We start from the raw sequence: 17164 nt of genomic DNA on the forward strand, positions 1-17164 counted from the left end.
TGCAACTTTTTCTTCTTGCCAAGAGCCCATTCAGGTTGAAACATCCTGATCAGGATTTCACGCTTTCCGATATGGCGAATCATGCCGGCGGGGTTGGGAGGGACAAGGACATGAGGAATCGAAGGATCGCGCGCTGGCTGGGCGCCGCGCCGCTCTTGCTATTGATGGCGCAGGCGCTGCCCGCGCCCGCTTTGGCAGGCGCCCCCCGCTCCGCCGCGGCGACGATCAACAGCGGCTCGGTCGACAAGGTGATGGCCGACAGCCTCGCCACCCAGAAACTCGCGGGCGGCGTGGTCGGCGTGATGAAGGGCGGCAAGATCGTCCTGGTTAAAGGCTATGGCATGGCCGACCTGGAAGACGGCCAGGCGGTGAAGCCCGACACGATCTTCCGCATCGGATCGATCACCAAGCAGTTCACCAGCGCGATGCTGATGATGCTGGTCGAGCGCGGCCAGCTCTCGCTCAGCGACCCCATCAGCAAATATTTCCCCGATTTCCCGCATCCGGAAGGGATCACCGTCCGCCACCTGCTCGATCACACATCGGGCATCCACAGCTATACCGACAAGGTCTTCATGGCATCGCGCGGCTGGCGCGAGCACGACACCAAGGAGATGGTGTCGTACATCGCGGGTCAGGACAATCTCACCGATTTCCCGGTCGGCACCGAATATCGCTACAACAACTCGGCCTATGTGATGGCGGGCGCGATCGTCGAGAAACTCACGGGGAAGCCCTATGCGGTCGCGCTCGACGAGATGATCGTGAAGCCGCTGGGGCTGACCGATACCGTCTATGACGACGAGCGCACGATCGTGCCGCGCCGCGCCAAGGGTTATGGCCTGCGCGACGGCAAGCTCGCTTATCCGGTGGCGCTGTCCGTCAGCGTTTCCGGCGGTGCGGGCGCGATCCGATCGACCGCGACCGACATGCTGCGCTGGCACGAGGCATTGTTCGCCGGCAAGGTCGTGAAGCCCGAAAGCCTGGCGTTGATGATCGAGCCCGCCAAGCTCAAGGACGGCCGCCTGACCAGCCAGGCGCGCAAGCCCGGCCCCGATGGCCGGGCACCGATGGATTATGGCCTGGGCCTGGGTGTGGGCACCCGCGACGGCCATCGCCTGATCGGCCATGGCGGTGCGATCAACGGCTTCAACGCCATGCTCTACACCTACCCCGATGACGGGACGTCGATCGTGCTGCTCACCAACACCGATGGCGGCGCGAACGAGCTTTACTGGAAAGTCGCGCAAGCGTGGCTGGGTTCACAGGGTGGAGCGACAAGCAAGTGATCAGGAAGACAAGCATGCGCCCAATCGTAACGCTCTCGTTCCTCTCGTCGGCGGCCGCGCTGGCGTTCGCGGCGCCGGCAATGGCCAAGGACGCGCCCGAATACGACATCGTCATCAAGGGCGGCACCATCGTCGATGGCAGCGGCCTGCCGGGCTATCGCGGCGATGTCGCGATCGATGACGGCCATATCGTCGCGATCGGCGATATCGGGCCGGCCAGGGCGGCGAAGACGATCGACGCCGCCGGACTGGTGGTCTCGCCCGGCTTCATCAATCTCCACAGCCATGCCGAACCCGATGCGGTCTCGACCGCAGTCAACATGCTGACCCAGGGCGTCACCACCGAGATGATCAATGCCGATGGCGGCGGCGGCAGCGATATCGCGACGCAGCTTCCAGCCTATGCGTCCAAGGGATTGGCCGAGAATATCGGCGCCTATACCGGCTTCAACGCGGTGTGGCGCGACGCGATGGGTGATCGCGACCTGCGGCCGACCGAGGCGCAGATCGCATCGATGCGCGCCGCGCTGGAGAAGAATCTCAAGGCCGGCGCCTGGGGCGTCTCCTCCGGCCTCGACTATCGCCCCGCCTATTACGCCAAGCCCGAGGAGGTGATCAGCATCGTCTCGGTCGCAAAACCCTGGCGGACCAATTTCCCCAATCACGACCGGCTGCGCCCGGAGGACAATCTCAGTTCCTTCAAGGGCATGGAGGAAACCGTCTCGGTCGCCGAACAGGCCGGGCTGGTACCGGTGATCACGCATATCAAGAGCGCGGGCAAGGAACGCGGCAATGCCGCGAACGTGCTCAAGATGGTGTCCGCCGCCAGCGCGCGCGGCGCCTGGACCGCGATCGACATCTATCCCTATCTCGCCGGCCAGACCGCGCTTCAGGCCTTTCTCGTCCCCGGCTGGGCCGCCGACGGCGGGCGCGATGCGATGCTCGCCCGCTTCAAGGATCCGGCGATTCGCCCCAAGCTCGTCGAGGCGGCGGAATATGCGATGGCGACGCGGCTGGGCGGCGCCGAAGGCATCGCCCTGCCCGATCTCAACAAGCGGCTGACCGACATCATGGCCGAGGAAAAGATCGGGGCCGGTGAAGCCGTGCTGCGCACCTTGGAGCGCGAACCGTTCGTGCGCGCCAACATGACCTTCGGGCTGGAAGATGATGTGATCACCTTCCTGAAATATCCCGACACCGCGGTCGCCTGCGATTGCGGCGCCGCGATCACCAATCGCGGCCATCCGCGCTATTATGGCAGCTTCCCCAAGGTGCTGGGCCATTATGTCCGCGATACCGGCGCGATCACGCTGGAGGATGCGGTCCGCAAGATGACCGCCCTGCCCGCCGCCATCGTCGGCATGGTCGATCGCGGCCGTATCGCGCCGGGCATGCGCGCGGATGTGACGCTGTTCGACCCGAAGACGGTGCGCGACCATGCCACCTTCGACAAGCCGACGCTCCCCTCCGACGGCATTCGCCATGTCATCGTCAACGGCGTCGCGAGTTTTGTCGATGGCGCGGCGACCGGCGCGAAATCGGGCGCGGTGCTGCTGCGCGACACGCATATGCCGAGCCGGCCGATGAACGCCGCAACCGCAGCACGCTCGGTCACCGCGACCGCGAAATCGGCCGATTATGCGGTCAGTTTCCAGGTGGCACAGGCCAGCGGGCAGCGTCAGGCCAGCGGCACGATCAGGCTGACCGATGCGAAATCGGGCACGGTCTGGACTGCCGACCGGCTGGGCGTGCTGCAGACGACCAAGGGCTGGGGCAGCCTGACCGCGATCCTCAGGGACAAGGCGGGCAAGCGCATGGCCGCGACGCTGACGCTCGACCATGCCGATGGCGGCGCCCAATCCCCCGTCGTCTCCGTGGCGCTCGGCGGCAATGCCGCGATCACCCTGCCGGGTAGCGGAACGGTACGCTGACGCTCGGCAGCCGCCGATGAGCAATGCTCATCGGCGGCTGCGTATCAAACGCCCCGCTCGGACACGAGCCTGAAGCCCTTCTCCGCTGCGACGGGAACCGCGTGGAAGGTTTCTCCCACGATCCGGTTCCGGCCCGTCGCCTTGCTGAGATAGAGTTGACGATCGGCATTGCCGATCCAGAGATCCGCCGTCATGCCAGGCCGGCAACGCGCGCTCGCGATGCCGATGCTGACCGTCACGCACGAACTCACCTTGGACTGGGTGTGCGGGATGCTGAGCGACTGGACCTGCGCCTGGATCTCCCTGGCGACCGTCATCGCCGCATCGGCATCGGCGCCCGGCAGCACGCATGCGAATTCCTCGCCGCCATAGCGCGCGGCAAGATCCGAAGCGCGACGGACCGCCCGGTTGAGCGCGGAGGCGACCATCGCGATGCAGCGGTCGCCCGCCGGATGCCCATAGGTGTCGTTGAACGCCTTGAAAAAGTCGATGTCGAGCATGATTACCGACAGCCAGTCCTCCGACCGTGCCAGCCGCGCCGTCTCGACGCCCAGCGCCTGTTCAAGGCGGCGGCGATTGCTGAGCCCGGTCAGCGCATCGGTCACGGCCATCTCGGCAAGCTGATCGCGCAGTCGCTTGAGTTCGATATGATTGCGGACGCGCACCGCCAGGATAATCGGCTGGATCGGCTTGGTCACATAATCGATCGCGCCCAGCGAAAGCCCGCGCGCCTCGGCATCCTGATCGTCGAGCCCGGTCGTGAAGATCACCGGCACATCGGCGAGCAGCCGATCCTGCTTCAGCGTCTTGCAGACCTCATACCCATCCATGCCGGGCATCAGCACGTCGAGCAGGATCAGATCGGGCAGCACCGTGCGCGCGGTTTCGATCGCCTGTTCGCCCGAGGTCGCGAAACAGATCTCATAGCTGTCCTCGAGCACGGCGTTCATGATCTCGATGTTCGAGATCTCGTCGTCGACGATGAGGACCACGGCTTTCCGGGTCATGATTGCGTCCGTCATGGAAGTGTTTCCTGCAATTCGGGCCGGCCCTGGTTCGCGGTATCGCCGGTTTCCGCGTCGAGCAGCTGCGCCGCCCGGTCATAATCGAGTGCATCGAGCGCAGCCTTGAGCGGATGGAGGCGGATCGCTTCGGCCGCCATGCCGCTCGCCTCGGCAAATCGATCGAAGCCGCCCCGCGCCCCCAGGCTGCGCCGCTTCACCATTCCGCGCAGATCGGCCAGCGCCGATTCCACGGCGGCCGGGTCGATCGCGACCGTCGCCTGGGGGGCGGCGATCGTCCCCCCGGACGACAGGCCGATGGCGGCGGCGATCGCCGGCGAAAGATGTTCATCCAGCCGCGCCAGCAGGGATTCGATCCCTTCGAGCGAGCCGTTGGCCATGGCGGTTTCGATCTCGGCCGCCACCTGCGCGACGGCGACGAGTTCGAGCGAACCGGCGGTGCCCTTCAGCGTATGCGAGAGCCGCCTGGCATCGACCAGCGCACCGCTCGCGACCTGCGCGCGCAGATCGGCAACCGTGGACGCGAAGCCGTCACCGAAACCGACGATCAGCTTGCGCAACAGCGCGCGCTTGCCGTTGACGCGCCGGAGCGCGGCATCGATATCGAAGGGCGGCAATGTATCGGGCAACTCCGTGGCCGGCTCCGTCGCGACTATCGCCGGCTGCGCTTCGCCCGAAAGCGTGGCGCCCGGCTTCAACCAGCGATCGAGCGTCCGCACCAGCATGGCCGGATCGACGGGTTTGGCGATATGGTCGTTCATGCCGGCATCGAAACAGCGCTGCCGTTCAGCCTCATAGGCATGCGCCGTCATCGCGATGATCGGCAGGCGTTCGGCGCTCCAGCGGCGACGGATCTCCACGGTCGCCTCCAGCCCGTCCATTTCCGGCATCTGAACATCCATCAGCACGGCGGCGTAGTGGCCGGCGGCTTCCTCGACGCGTTCGCAGGCGATCCTGCCATTCTCCGCGACATCGACGACCAGCCCCGCATCGCTCAGCAATTCGACCGCGATCTCGCGGTTGATGTCGTTGTCCTCCGCCAGCAGCACGCGCAGGCCGCGCAAGGCCGGTGAGACCATCGGCACCGTGTCCGAGGATTCGACGGATTCGATGGGCTTCGCATCCTCAGCGGCGAACAGGCCGGTGATGGTTTCGAGAAGCGTTGTCGGTTCGACCGGCTTGGCAAGGAAGGCAGCGATGTCCGCACGTTCGACTTCGGCGCGGAATTCATCATTGCCATAGGCCGTGACCATCAGGACGACGGGCAGGCTGGTGAGGCGCTCGCTGTCACGCATCGCCTTCACGGTTTCCATGCCGTCGAGCCCGGGCATCTTCCAGTCGAGCAGGACGAGATCATAGGGTTCGCCCGCGGCCGTCGCGGTCTCGATCGCACCGAGCGCCTCGGCCCCCGATGCGACGAGATCGACCGGCATCGACCAGGATGCGAAAATCTCCTCCAGGATCTGGCGCGACGCCGGATTGTCGTCGGCGATCAGGACACGCAACGCCGCGATGGTCTGCGTGGGCAACATCGCCGGCACGGCCAACGCATCGCCCGCCACCATCTCCACGGTGAAGCTGAAGACACTGCCTTCGCCCAGCCGGCTTTCGACGGCGATGCTGCCGCCCATCAGTTCGACGATCTGCTTGCTGATCGCGAGCCCCAGGCCGGTGCCGCCGAACCGGCGCGTCGTCGAACTGTCCGCCTGGGTGAAGGAATTGAAGAGCGACGCCTGTTGTTCGGGCGTCATGCCGATGCCGGTATCGCGGACCGACACCTCCAGCGTCACCGCATTGCCGGCCTGCGCCGAGGCGCCGATCGAGACGGTGACGGTGCCGTTCTCGCTGAACTTGATGGCATTGCTCACCAGGTTCAGGATCACCTGGTTGAAGCGCAGCTCGTCGCCGATCAGGCTCGCGGGCACCGCCGTGTCGATGATCGAACGAACCGCGACCCCCCTCGCGCCGGCATCGGCATCGACGAGGTGGAGCTGGTTTTCGAGCGACGTCCGAATATCGAACTGGCGCGATTCGAGCTCCAGCTTGCCCGCCTCGTTCTTCGAGAAATCCAGTATGTCGTTGATCAGCCGCAGCAGCGAGGCCCCCGCCCCATTGATCTTCGAGACATAATCCTGCTGGCGCGGCGTCAATTCGGTGCGCAATGCGAGATGGCAGAAGCCCAGAATGGCGTTCATCGGCGTGCGGATCTCGTGGCTCATATTGGCCAGGAACATGCTCTTGGCGCGATTGGCGGCCTCGGCATCATGGGTCCGTTCTTCCAGCGCGACATTCTTCGCCATGATCTCGTCGCGCATCGTGCTGATGCGATCGAAGCTTTCGACCAGCATGTCGCTGAGCCAGACCAGCACCGCCGTCTGGAACGCGACGATTCCGGCATGGAAGCCCACGCGCAGCACGTCGTTGCCATTGGGGAAGACCGCCGAAGGCAGCAACAGATCAAGCACGAGGTGGTGGATCGCCACCGCTGTCGCCGCGACCAGGATGACGCGCCGGTCGCACCAGGCGATCGTCAGCGCCAGCATGGCGAAGAAGTACATATGCATGTCCATCTGCCACGGGTTGTTCGACAGCAGATAAACGAAGAGCGCCGGCTCCCCCATCAGCGCGATCGCGGACAGATAGCGGTTCGCGGGCGCGATGCCGCCGCGCCACCATGCGAAATGATAGGCGCCGGCCAGCAGGATGCCCGCCAGCGCCGCGCCGAGCACCGATCGGTCGACGATCGCCGCAGTGATCGCCAGCACCGGCACATGCAGCCAGAGCAGGGGGACCAGGAAACGCGCGAAGCGCGTGCGAAGCTTGTCGAGTTCTGACATCATCCCCCCTGTGCCGGCGTCGAGGCCGGCCTGAAACCAACGCAGCCCCGAAGCCGCATCGGATCGATCACCGCCCAGGCACCAGCGCGATAGGCCGCATCGATGAAGCCCGGATCATCGGAATGCACGATCACCATGGCATCGGGCCCGCCGGCATCGACGATTCCGCCATCGGCGCGGCGGATCAGCGCCAGCGTTTCGGGCAAATCGTACCAGGGCGGCGCGACGACGACATATTGGCCATCCCGCCCTGTCGGCGCGAGCGTCGCGGCGACCAGACCGATCAGGCCGACCAAAAGCAATGCGGCGGCCGGCACGAGGTCGCGCCATTTGAAGCCGCCCGCAGCCGGGGCGGCGGCCTTGACGATCCGATCCCGCCGCCGGGCCTTCATCAGAAACATCGCCTTGCCGTTCATAACCCCTGCAAAACTATGCAGCCGGGCTTGCGATAGGGTTAATAGCGGATATGCAAAGCTGCGGAAAAGCAACCAAAATGGGTGCTATTTCGGATTCGCAATGAACGATCCCGCCACCGACCGCCTCAGCGCATCATCACCCGAACCTGGTTCGAAACCACGATCGCGGAACCCCCGCTCCCTTCAGCGCAAAGCGCTACCCCGGTACCGTCTTGCAAGGCCGGCGGACGCCCGCCGATGCGCACGCGCGTCGCCGACGCCAGCCATTCGATCCGGATGCATGGCCGCTCGATATCGGCGCACCCGGAAACCGGAAAATCATCCCCGATCGTCGCGATCGGTGCGCCGCCGGCCAATACGCGCACGGTCCCGCCGATGATCGACGCCCGTCCGCCATGCGGGCACATCAGGATCGCACCGGCGGTGATTGCAGGGCTGGTCATCAGATCACTTCCAGCGCGCCATTATTGACCGACACGACGGGGCCGACCAGCGTGATCGACGCGCCCTTGCCGTTCTGGATATGAATGCCGGTCTCGTTGACGATCAGCGAAGCGCCGCCGCTTCGCAATGCGATGCCACCCGCCGGACCCGGCGCATCGCCGATCAGGAAGGTTGCGCCTTGCGGCGTGACGACGGCGAGGCTGAAATCCGCGGACGAGATGCCTGTCGCCGGCATATCGGCGGGGCTGCTCCAGAATCCCCCAACCCAGATCGGATAATCGGGATCGCCGCGCTCGAACTCGACCCAGACCGATGCGCCCACGGGCGGAAGCGCGATCATGCCGGCATGCGGCCCGGCGACCGGCGCGCATGGCATCGCCCAACCCAGTATCTCTGCGCCGCCGATATCCGGCACCTGAACCCGGACACGGCCCAATGCCAGCGGATCCGCCACATCGACCGCCACGCCCCTGAACTTGCCGAAATGCCGCTTGGTCTGGTCGTTCATCCTGGCTCTCCCTGTCGTCGCGGGATCGCCATGGTTGACGCAAACGCCTTCACCCGCAACGCTGATGCGATGAACGATCCCCGATCCCCCATGAACCGGCGCGCTCTGCTCGCCCTTGGCGCGGCGGGCGTGGCCTGCCTGACGGCGACAAGCGCTTCTGCCGCCGACAAGCGGCGATCCCGGCTGATCCTGCTCGGCACCGCGGGCGGCCCCACACCCAAACCCAATCGCGCGGCCCCCGCGACCGCGATCACCGTCGGGGACGCGACCTATATCGTCGATTGCGGCAACGGCGTCGCCCGCCAGCTCATCCTCGCCGGGCTCAGCCTCGACAGCCTCAGATCATTGTTCATCACCCATCATCATTCGGACCATAATGCCGATTACGGCAATCTGCTGATGCTCGCCTGGTCGACCACACTGGCGAGGCCGGTCGATGCCTATGGCCCGCCGCCGCTCAAGCGGATGACGCGGCAATTCCTGGCGCTCAACGACTATGATATCCGCACGCGCATGGCGGATGAGGGCCGTCCGGCGCTGAGGAAGCTGATCGTCCCGCACGAGATCCGCGCCGACGGGCTGGTGATGCAGGACGCCAATATACGCGTCACCGCCGCACTGGTGCCGCATCCCCCGGTCGCACCCGCATTCGCCTATCGCTTCGACTGCCCCGATCGATCGATCGTGATCTCGGGCGATACCGCCCCCTCGACCAATCTGGTCGCGCTCGCCCGTGGCGCCGACATACTCGTCCATGAAGTGATGCACCTGCCCTCGCTCGAAGCGATGGCCGCGGGCGAACGCAATGCGAAGACGCTGCTGGCGCATCTGCTCGCCAGCCACACCTCCACCGAACAGGTCGGCCGCATCGCCACCGAGGCCGGCGTGAAAACGCTGGTGCTCTCGCATTTCGTGCCCGGCGGCTATCCGCAGGTCGCCGAACAGGTCTGGTACGATGCGGTCCGTCCCTATTTTTCCGGCAATCTTGTCGTCGGGCGCGACCTGATGGAACTTTGAGATCGGGGTTTGCCTGCCCGTGTCGCGATGAAGGTCGGCAGATAGGTGTCGATCAGGAATCGCGGATTGGGCTGCATGTCCTCGATAAAGCCATCGATGACGAAACCCGCCGCGATCTGCCCACCGATCTGATCGGCCAGGCCATGCCCGAAAACCAGCGCATCGCCGCGCGCCAGCTCCGCGGCAAGCACCTCCTCGTCCAGATCGCGCGAGTCCGCATAGGGGATCGGGAAACGCGGCCGGATAAAACCTGCTTCGGCATGGCGCGGGTCACGATCGCCCACGAACACGACGGGATTGTAGAAGCTCGACAGCAATCGGCCCCCCTCCGCCAAAACCCGGAAACATTCGCGCCAGACCGGCCGCACATCGGGCACGTAAAGGTTCGAGATCGGATGGAAGACGATATCGAAAACGCCGTCGTCGAAACGGGAAAGGTCGCGCATATCGCCCTGCACCGTGCGTAGCGGCAGGGCGTCGCGCGCCGCGACCATGCGATCCTGATCGAGTTGCCGCTCCGACAGGTCGAACACCGTCACATCGGCCCCGGCGGCGGCCAGCACCGGTGCCTGCTGCCCGCCCGCCGACGCCAGGCAAAGGATGCGCCGGCCCGCGACATCGCCGAGCCAGTCGCGCGGCAAGGCAGATGGCGTCAAATGGACCGCCCATTCTCCGCGACGTGCTGCCGCGATGGTTTCGGCGTCGACGGGACGCGACCAGTCGCAATCCTGCGCGGCCAGCCGGTCCCAGGCGGCACGGTTATGCGCCGCGATATCGATGGAAGCTGAAGACATATGAGATATTCCGTGTCCGGTCTTCACCACCCGGCGAAGACGATATGATCAGGCAAGGCGATGCCCCGGCACAGAAGCGGCTTTTTGCGGCTGGGCCGGGCGAGGCTTAGCGGATCACTGGCGGACACTCCGAAGAGATGTCCGGATAACGACTGGCCGGCGCGAACTCAACGGGGTTGCGCCGACCCCGTCTCCATCGGCATAGGCGGCGGCCCCGCCAGCAACGCGCCGATCCGGAGACATCATGAAGACGATCACACCCGGCTCCGCGCTCGGGCTCGATTTCGGCACCACCAACAGCGTCGCCGCGATCGCCTCCGCGGATGGCGCCACCGACCTGGTCGAGTTCACCGGCCCGGAAGCCGATGGCGCGGTGTTCCGGTCCGCCTTGTGCTTCTGGCATGACGAGGATGCGCGCGGCGGCCTGGCGGTGGAGGCAGGCCCATGGGCGATCTCCGAATATCTCGCCTATCCCGAGGACAGCCGCTTCCTGCAATCCTTCAAGTCGGTCGCCGCCAGCGCCAGCTTCGAAAGCGCATCGGTGTTCGAGAAGCGCTATCGCTTCGAAGAGCTCGGCCGGCTGTTCCTCGACAGGTTCGTCGCCCATGCCGGCGGCGGACTGAAGGAGAGACCCGGTCGCGTCGTTGTCGGCCGCCCGATCGAATATGCCGGTGCAAGGCCCGATCCCGCGCTTGCCCGGCAGCGCTACGATGCGATGTTTTCGGGGTTCGGCGCTGAGATCCACTATGTCTACGAACCGCTGGCCGCCGCCTTCAGCTATGCGTCGCGGTTGGCCGACCCCGCGCGGCTGCTCGTCGCCGATTTCGGCGGCGGCACCAGCGATTTCTCGATCGTCCAGCTTGCCGAGCCCGGCGCGGCGCGGCGCTGCCTGCCGCTCGGCCATGCCGGCATCGGCATCGCCGGCGACCGGTTCGACCAGCGCATCGTCGACCGGCTGATCCTGCCGATGCTCGGCAAGGGCGGTTCCTATCAATCCTTCGGCAAGATCCTGGAGATCCCGCGCGGCTATTTCGCCGATTTCGCGGACTGGTCGCGGCTGGCGCTGATGCGCAACCGCCGCACCCTCGACGAACTTCGCCGCCTCCAGCGCAGCGCGGTCGATGGTGATGCGATCGGACGGATGATCGCGGTGATCGAGAATGAGCTGGGCTATCCGCTCTACGACGCGGTCGGCCGGCTCAAACGAGCATTGTCGACGGACGACAAGGCGCATTTCCATTTCTCGGGCGCCGGGCTGGAGATCGACGCCGATGTCGATCGCAGCGATTTCGAAAGCTGGATCGCCGAGGATGTGGCGCAGATCGAGGCGACGCTCGATCGCGCGCTGGCGGCGGCCGGCACGCGCGAAAGCGAGATCGATCGCGTCTTCCTGACCGGCGGCACCTCGCTGACGCCGATGGTCCGCGCGATCTTCACGCGTCGCTTCGGCTCGGACGCGATCATGAGCGGCGGCGAACTCACCTCGATCGCGCACGGCCTGGCGCTGATCGCGCGGGAGGACGATCTGGCACCCTGGGCGAGCTGACCGCCCTTGACCACTTCCCCTCCCGCTGCTCTTTCATCGGCCAGCACCTTCAGGGGATCACCGATGTTCAAACTGCTGCTGCGCTGCTCGATCGCGCTGTCACCCATCCTTCTTTCGACCGCCGCCCATGCCCAGCAGACCGGCGCCCCGCAGGTCCGCCAGGTCGGCACCGCGACACTGGAGAATGTGCCCGCGATCCCGGCGGACGTGACGGCGGCGGTGCAGCGCTATCAGAACAGCCGCGCCGCGCAGTTCGAGGACTGGTTGCCCGATGGCAGCATGTTGATCGCGACGCGCTTCGGCACCACCCAGCAGCTCCATCACGTCAAGGCGCCGGGTGCGGACCGGACGCAGATCAGTTTCTACGCCGAGCCCGTCGCCAGCGCAGCGACCATCCCCGGCACCGATCGTTTCGTGCTGACGCGCGACACCGGCGGAGACGAATGGTTCCAGCTTTATGCCAAGGGACTGACCGGCGAAGCGGTGCAACTGACCCAAGCGGGCACGCGCAACCAGTCGCCGGTGTTCAGCGCCGACGGCAAGCTGCTCGCCTGGGCACAGGCGACCAAAGGATCGGGCAGCTACGCGATCTTCGTAACCGATCCGGCGACGCCATCGGCGCCGCGCCTGCTCTACCGCGATGCCGGCAATGTCGGGCCGGAGGATATTTCGGCCGACAAGGCCAGCCTGCTCTTCTCGCGCGGCATCTCCAATCGCGAGAGCCAGTTGTTCGTGCTCGACATCGCATCGGGCAAGGCGACGCGCATCGCGCCCAAGGCGGCGCCGGCACGTTACGAACAAGCACGTTTCCTGCCCGGCGGACGCAGCATCATCACGATTTCCGACGGCGGCAGCGATACGCGCCGGCTGGTCGAGATCGATATCGCCAGCGGGCGCGAAACCGTTCTCACGCCCGATCTCAAATGGGATGTCGAAAGCTATGACCTGAGCACGGGCGGACGCGTGCTGGCCTATGCGATCAACGAGGACGGCTTTTCACGCGTCGTCGTGCAGGATCGGATCACGCGGCGCGCCCTGCCCCAGCCCGAACTGCCGCGCGGCGTGCTCACCGCGCTCAAATTCTCACCCGATGGCGGCAAGCTGGCGATCGGCCTGACCAACGCCACCTCGGCCGGCGACGTCTGGAGCTGGGACGTGACGGGCGGGCAATTGGTGCGCTGGACCAATTCCGAGCTGGGAGATCTCGATCCCGCGACCCTGTCCGAACCCACATTGGTACGCTTCAAATCGTTCGACGGCCTTTCGATCCCCGCTTTCGTCTATCGCCCGCGCAACGTGCCGGCGGGCACGAAGACGCCGGTGATCATGGATATCCATGGCGGCCCCGAGGCGCAGACCCGCCCGATCTGGAACTATGGCGCGCAATATTTCGCCAATGTGCTGGGCGCCACCGTGATCCTGCCCAATGTCCGCGGCAGCGACGGTTACGGCAAACGCTATCTCAACCTGGACAATGCCGAGAAGCGCGAGGACAGCGTCAAGGACATCGGCGCGCTGATCGACTGGATCGGCACGCAGCCCGATCTCGATGCGAAGCGCGTCGCGGTCTATGGCCAGTCCTATGGCGGCTATATGTCGCTGGCGGTGATGACGCATTATTCGGACCGGCTGGTCGGCGGCGTCGAACGCTACGGGATCAGCGACTGGGTGTCGTTCCTCAACAATACCGAGGCCTATCGCCGCGACAATCGCCGCGCCGAATATGGCGACGAGCGCGATCCGAAGATGCGCGACGTCTTCGCCCGGATCTCGCCCATGGCCAATGTCGGCAAGATCACCAGGCCGATGCTGGTGATGCAGGGCGCCAACGATCCGCGCGTGCCCAAATCCGAATCCGATCAGGTGGTGGCCAAGATCCGCGCCAACGGCATCGAGACCTGGTATGTCGTGTTCGCCGACGAGGGCCATGGCTTCCTGAAGAAACACAATAACGACCTGCGCCGCGAGGTCGAAACGGTGTTCCTCAAGCGCCTGTTCGAAGCCAAGTGACGCTCGCCGAACAGGTATCCGCGCTCGGCCTGGGCGATATCGAGGCGGTCGCGGCGCGGATCGCGCCCGATATCGTTCGCACGCCGCTGCTGCCGTGGATGGGCGATGGCGGCGCGGACCGGGACTTGCGCCTGAAGCCCGAAAACCTGCAACCCTTCGGATCGTTCAAGGTGCGCGCCGGGCTCAACGCCGCCCATGCCGCGCAGCAGGCGGGCGGCAAGACGCTGGCGACCGCCAGCGCGGGCAATTTCGCGCAAGGGCTGGGCTTCGCCGCGCGCCGCTATGGCCTGCCGCTGCATGTCCATGTGCCCGACAGCGCGGCCAGGACCAAGGTCGCGATGCTCGAACGGCTGGGCGCCACCGTCCACGCCCATGATTTCGCCGAATGGTGGCGGATCATGGAGACGCGCGACGCCGGCATCGCCGATGCGACCTTCGTCCATCCGGTGAGCGAGGCGGCCGTGATCGCCGGCAATGCCACGATCGGGCTGGAAATCGCGCAGGATTGGGCGGATGCCGAAACCATCACCATTCCCTTCGGCGGCGGCGGGCTTTCGACAGGCATCGCGCTGGCGCTGAAGTTGATGGGCCGCAAGGTGGAGATCATCGCCTGCGAGGTCGAAACCTCGACGCCGCTGACCGCCGCCTTCGCGGCGGGCGAACCCGTCACGGTCGATCGCACCGCCTCCTTCGTCGACGGCATCGGATCGCTGCGCGTGCTCGGCGAGATGTGGCCGCTGGTCGAACGCTTCATCGATCGCACGGTGGTGGCTTCGATCGACGAATGCGCGGCCGCCGTGCGGGAGGCCGCGCTGCGCCACCGGCTGGTCGTGGAAGGCGCCGGCGCCGCCGCGATCGCCGCCGCGCTTCGGCCCGAATTCGCGGGCAGGAAGATCGTCGCGGTTGTTTCGGGCGGGAATATCGATCTGGGGACGCTGAGCGGGATGATCGGTTAGGCCCCTTCTACCTGTCATCCCCGCGAACGCGGGGATCCAGCTATTCCGTGAAGCATCCGGAAAAAGAAGAACAAGCTGGATCCCCGCGTTCGCGGGGATGACATGGAGGGCAAGGCGCCTTCGGGTTGGCAGACCCCACGTGCCAGAGTTTTAGCCCTCTTACCGCTCCCCCGGCTTGTACCGGCGCGCCACATGCCCTGCCAGATCCTCGGGATAATAATAAACCGGCCGCAGCTTGCCGTCGGCATAAAGCTGCGCCTGGTCCGCGAAATGCTTCGACGCCGGATCGCCGCTTTCGCCACCGGCGCTGACCGCCCACGCCTTCAGTCTTGGCCCGAATTCGGCGACCGCGACGAAGCTGTTGCCGCGCGTGCCGTAATAGCGCTTCGTCCCGGGATAACGCATCGCGCCGAAGGCGGCGAGCGAGCCCCATTGCGCCGAGGTGAAGGGCACGGCGATGCTGGGCTTGGTATCGTCGAAGGTCTGGACGATCGCGCCGTCATTGCGCTGATAGCGGTTGATCTCGCCCCAGGGCACGCGCCAGCCGCCGAAATCGGCGGTCAGCCGGTCTGCAGCTTCGCGAAGCGAGGCCAGCCGTTCCGCATCGGTCGCGCGTTCGTCGATATAATCCCAGACCGTCATGTCCGCCGCCTTCGCCGCCGCCGAGGTCTTTGCCCAGAGCGCTTCGCCCCAGAAGACCGCGAGCGAGGTCGGCGCGGAATCGAGCCCCCAGCGATAATCCCAGCCGCGCAGCAATTCGACCGGCCCGGCGAGCTTCGCATCGGGCTGCCTGTCATAGGCCGCGATCAGCTTGGGCAGGAAACGCGCGAAGGCGGTCAGATAGGGATCATAGGCCGCGTCGATCAACGACTGCGGCGTGAAATCACGGCGACCGGCCAGCACGCGCTCGGCATGAGGCCCGCGCGGATTCTCGCGCACCTGATCCATGTAGCGCGGGAAGGCGGCAGCCTTGGGGCTGTCCGCGCCCGCCGCCGTCCAGGGCCAATTGTTGGTGTTGAACACCCAGCCATTGCCGGGATTGATCGCCCGGGGCAGGCTCGACAGCGCATGCAGCCCCTTCCAGTCGGTCGCCGGATCGCTGCCGTCGACGGGCTTGCGATAATCGAAGCGGTCGTCGCGGATCGGTACGAATTGCGGGTGGAGATAGGCGATCTCACCCTTTGAATCGGCGAACAATGTGTTGTTCGACGAATTGGCCTTGAACTCGGCGACCTTCATGAAGCTCGCATAATCATGCGCCTTGGTGCGCAGATAGCTTTGCTGGAGTGCCGCGATCGGCCGGTTCATAAGCGCGAAGGCGATCCACTTGCCGTCCTCCGCCTTGCGCACGATCGGGCCGTGATGCGTGGCATAAGCGGTGAATCCGCGCTGCTTCATCGTGCCGTCGGCCGCGCGATAGGCGAGCGTCACCGCGCGGGTGGTGAGCGGGCGCAATTGCTTGCCGTACCGATAGGCGCGGCTACCGTCGGGTCTTTCGACGATCGTCTCGGCGAACTCGTCGACATTGTCGACGCCGCTGGACGTATGCATCCAGCCCGCTTTCTCGTTGAAGCCCTGATAGATGAAGAACTGCCCCCAGGTGGCGGCGCCATAGGCGTTGAGCCCTTCCCCGCTCTTCATCTGCAATTCCGAACGGAAGAAGAAGCTGGTGTGCGGGTTGATCAGCAACAGCGCCTTGCCGTCCCTAGTGTGGCTCGGCGCGATCGCGACGCCGTTAGACCCCTGCGGTTCGCGGAATACCAGTCCGCGCTCCAGCGCGCTCATCCGGATCGTGCGATCCTCGTAAAATGCCTGGAGCTGGCTCAGCGGCACGCTTTCGATATCGCCGCCGATGCTGCCTTCGGTGAAGGACAGCGCCATCCAGGGTTCGAAGCGCGTGATCACGCGCGGGCAGACCTCCGGGTGAGTGGAGAGATAATGATTGAGCCCATCGGCCCAGGCGACCATCAGCGTCTTCAGCCATTGCGGGCTCTTGGCATAGTCCGCCTTGAGACCGTCATGATCGAGGAACAGGCGCTGGCGCAGATCCTGCCAGATCGCGCCTTCTCCCTCCGTTTCCGCCAGCCGGCCGAGATTGACGAGATAATTGGTCTCGATCCGGTTGAAGTCGTCCTCGGCCTGCGCATAGATCATGCCGAACACCGCATCGGCATCGGTCTTGCCCTCGACATGCGCGATGCCCCAGCTGTCGCGCGTGATGGTGACCTCGCGCGGGGCAGTGCGCGTCGCCGCGACGCCCGCTTGCCCGGCGGTGCCGCACGCGGCCTGGGCCGGCGCCGCCAGCGCAAGAACAGCGGCCACCGCGATCAGGCCCCCGCTCGCTTCCAGTCTCGTCATCACCGCCCCCTCGTCATCCAGTCTCGTGCCGATGCT

General features: G+C 65.7%; 13 protein-coding genes. 6 read left to right on the plus strand and 7 right to left on the minus strand.

The genetic code is table 11. The features are described from left to right. The first annotated feature begins 110 nt into the window (after positions 1 to 110). On the plus strand, positions 111 to 1289 hold the full coding sequence (locus tag K7G82_RS04815) for a serine hydrolase domain-containing protein (protein ID WP_222988707.1): 1179 nt from the start codon (positions 111 to 113) through the stop codon (positions 1287 to 1289). Between the two features lie 14 nt (positions 1290 to 1303). Continuing rightward, on the plus strand, positions 1304 to 3220 hold the full coding sequence (locus tag K7G82_RS04820; RefSeq protein WP_222988708.1) for an N-acyl-D-amino-acid deacylase family protein: 1917 nt from the start codon (positions 1304 to 1306) through the stop codon (positions 3218 to 3220). Positions 3221 to 3264: 44 nt separating this feature from the next. On the opposite strand, the gene K7G82_RS04825 is transcribed toward K7G82_RS04820, so the two are convergent. The 5 genes from K7G82_RS04825 to K7G82_RS04845 all read right to left on the minus strand — a co-directional run bounded on the left by K7G82_RS04825 (position 3265) and on the right by K7G82_RS04845 (position 8447). Next, positions 3265 to 4242, minus strand: coding sequence for a diguanylate cyclase (locus K7G82_RS04825; protein ID WP_246623272.1), 978 nt, complete (start codon positions 4240 to 4242; stop codon positions 3265 to 3267). Further along, positions 4239 to 7079 carry a response regulator gene (locus K7G82_RS04830; protein WP_246623273.1) on the minus strand — a complete coding sequence of 947 codons (2841 nt, stop codon included), beginning with the start codon at positions 7077 to 7079 and terminating at the stop codon, positions 4239 to 4241. Before K7G82_RS04830 ends, K7G82_RS04825 begins: the two co-directional genes overlap by 4 nt. Further along, positions 7079 to 7471 (minus strand): hypothetical protein, encoded by a 393-nt coding sequence (locus K7G82_RS04835; protein WP_222988710.1) that lies wholly within the window; start codon positions 7469 to 7471, stop codon positions 7079 to 7081. Before K7G82_RS04835 ends, K7G82_RS04830 begins: the two co-directional genes overlap by 1 nt. A 149-nt stretch (positions 7472 to 7620) precedes the next feature. Then, entirely contained in the window at positions 7621 to 7938 is a 318-nt protein-coding gene (locus K7G82_RS04840) for a DUF4280 domain-containing protein (RefSeq protein ID WP_222988711.1), read from the minus strand. Next, entirely contained in the window at positions 7938 to 8447 is a 510-nt protein-coding gene (locus tag K7G82_RS04845; protein ID WP_222988712.1) for a phage baseplate assembly protein V, read from the minus strand. The genes K7G82_RS04840 and K7G82_RS04845 overlap by 1 nt, the downstream gene beginning before the upstream one ends. A gap of 30 nt (positions 8448 to 8477) precedes the next feature. Between K7G82_RS04845 and K7G82_RS04850 the strand changes: the two genes are divergently transcribed. Then, on the plus strand, positions 8478 to 9464 hold the full coding sequence (locus tag K7G82_RS04850) for an MBL fold metallo-hydrolase (protein ID WP_222988713.1): 987 nt from the start codon (positions 8478 to 8480) through the stop codon (positions 9462 to 9464). Here K7G82_RS04850 and K7G82_RS04855 read toward each other — a convergent pair. Then, positions 9416 to 10258 (minus strand): class I SAM-dependent methyltransferase, encoded by an 843-nt coding sequence (locus K7G82_RS04855; protein WP_222988714.1) that lies wholly within the window; start codon positions 10256 to 10258, stop codon positions 9416 to 9418. The genes K7G82_RS04850 and K7G82_RS04855 overlap by 49 nt on opposite strands. Positions 10259 to 10502: 244 nt before the next feature. On the opposite strand from K7G82_RS04855, the gene K7G82_RS04860 reads away from it, so the two are divergent. The 3 genes from K7G82_RS04860 to K7G82_RS04870 all read left to right on the plus strand — a co-directional run bounded on the left by K7G82_RS04860 (position 10503) and on the right by K7G82_RS04870 (position 14770). Next, positions 10503 to 11804 carry an Hsp70 family protein gene (locus K7G82_RS04860; protein ID WP_222988715.1) on the plus strand — a complete coding sequence of 434 codons (1302 nt, stop codon included), beginning with the start codon at positions 10503 to 10505 and terminating at the stop codon, positions 11802 to 11804. 63 nt (positions 11805 to 11867) lie between these two features. Continuing rightward, a complete protein-coding gene (locus tag K7G82_RS04865; RefSeq protein ID WP_222988716.1) occupies positions 11868 to 13814 on the plus strand; it encodes a S9 family peptidase in 1947 nt (648 codons plus the stop codon). Continuing rightward, a complete protein-coding gene (locus K7G82_RS04870) occupies positions 13811 to 14770 on the plus strand; it encodes a threonine ammonia-lyase (protein ID WP_222988717.1) in 960 nt (319 codons plus the stop codon). The genes K7G82_RS04865 and K7G82_RS04870 overlap by 4 nt, the downstream gene beginning before the upstream one ends. A 159-nt stretch (positions 14771 to 14929) precedes the next feature. On the opposite strand, the gene K7G82_RS04875 is transcribed toward K7G82_RS04870, so the two are convergent. Continuing rightward, positions 14930 to 17128 carry a penicillin acylase family protein gene (locus K7G82_RS04875; RefSeq protein ID WP_222989024.1) on the minus strand — a complete coding sequence of 733 codons (2199 nt, stop codon included), beginning with the start codon at positions 17126 to 17128 and terminating at the stop codon, positions 14930 to 14932. Positions 17129 to 17164: the final 36 nt, after the last annotated feature.

Origin of the sequence: Sphingomonas colocasiae (assembly GCF_019880585.1) — a bacterium.
Classification (GTDB): Bacteria; Pseudomonadota; Alphaproteobacteria; order Sphingomonadales; family Sphingomonadaceae; genus Sphingobium_A; species Sphingobium_A colocasiae.

Bases quoted from the DNA above. Each gene is read 5' to 3' on its own strand.
- K7G82_RS04815 (WP_222988707.1), top strand. From the start codon at position 111: ATGAGGAATCGAAGGATCGCGCGCTGGCTGGGCGCCGCGCCGCTCTTG.
- K7G82_RS04820 (WP_222988708.1), top strand. From the start codon at position 1,304: ATGCGCCCAATCGTAACGCTCTCGTTCCTCTCGTCGGCGGCCGCGCTG.
- K7G82_RS04825 (WP_246623272.1), bottom strand. From the start codon at position 4,242: ATGACGGACGCAATCATGACCCGGAAAGCCGTGGTCCTCATCGTCGAC.
- K7G82_RS04830 (WP_246623273.1), bottom strand. From the start codon at position 7,079: ATGTCAGAACTCGACAAGCTTCGCACGCGCTTCGCGCGTTTCCTGGTC.
- K7G82_RS04835 (WP_222988710.1), bottom strand. From the start codon at position 7,471: ATGAAGGCCCGGCGGCGGGATCGGATCGTCAAGGCCGCCGCCCCGGCT.
- K7G82_RS04840 (WP_222988711.1), bottom strand. From the start codon at position 7,938: ATGACCAGCCCTGCAATCACCGCCGGTGCGATCCTGATGTGCCCGCAT.
- K7G82_RS04845 (WP_222988712.1), bottom strand. From the start codon at position 8,447: ATGAACGACCAGACCAAGCGGCATTTCGGCAAGTTCAGGGGCGTGGCG.
- K7G82_RS04850 (WP_222988713.1), top strand. From the start codon at position 8,478: ATGGTTGACGCAAACGCCTTCACCCGCAACGCTGATGCGATGAACGAT.
- K7G82_RS04855 (WP_222988714.1), bottom strand. From the start codon at position 10,258: ATGTCTTCAGCTTCCATCGATATCGCGGCGCATAACCGTGCCGCCTGG.
- K7G82_RS04860 (WP_222988715.1), top strand. From the start codon at position 10,503: ATGAAGACGATCACACCCGGCTCCGCGCTCGGGCTCGATTTCGGCACC.
- K7G82_RS04865 (WP_222988716.1), top strand. From the start codon at position 11,868: ATGTTCAAACTGCTGCTGCGCTGCTCGATCGCGCTGTCACCCATCCTT.
- K7G82_RS04875 (WP_222989024.1), bottom strand. From the start codon at position 17,128: ATGACGAGACTGGAAGCGAGCGGGGGCCTGATCGCGGTGGCCGCTGTT.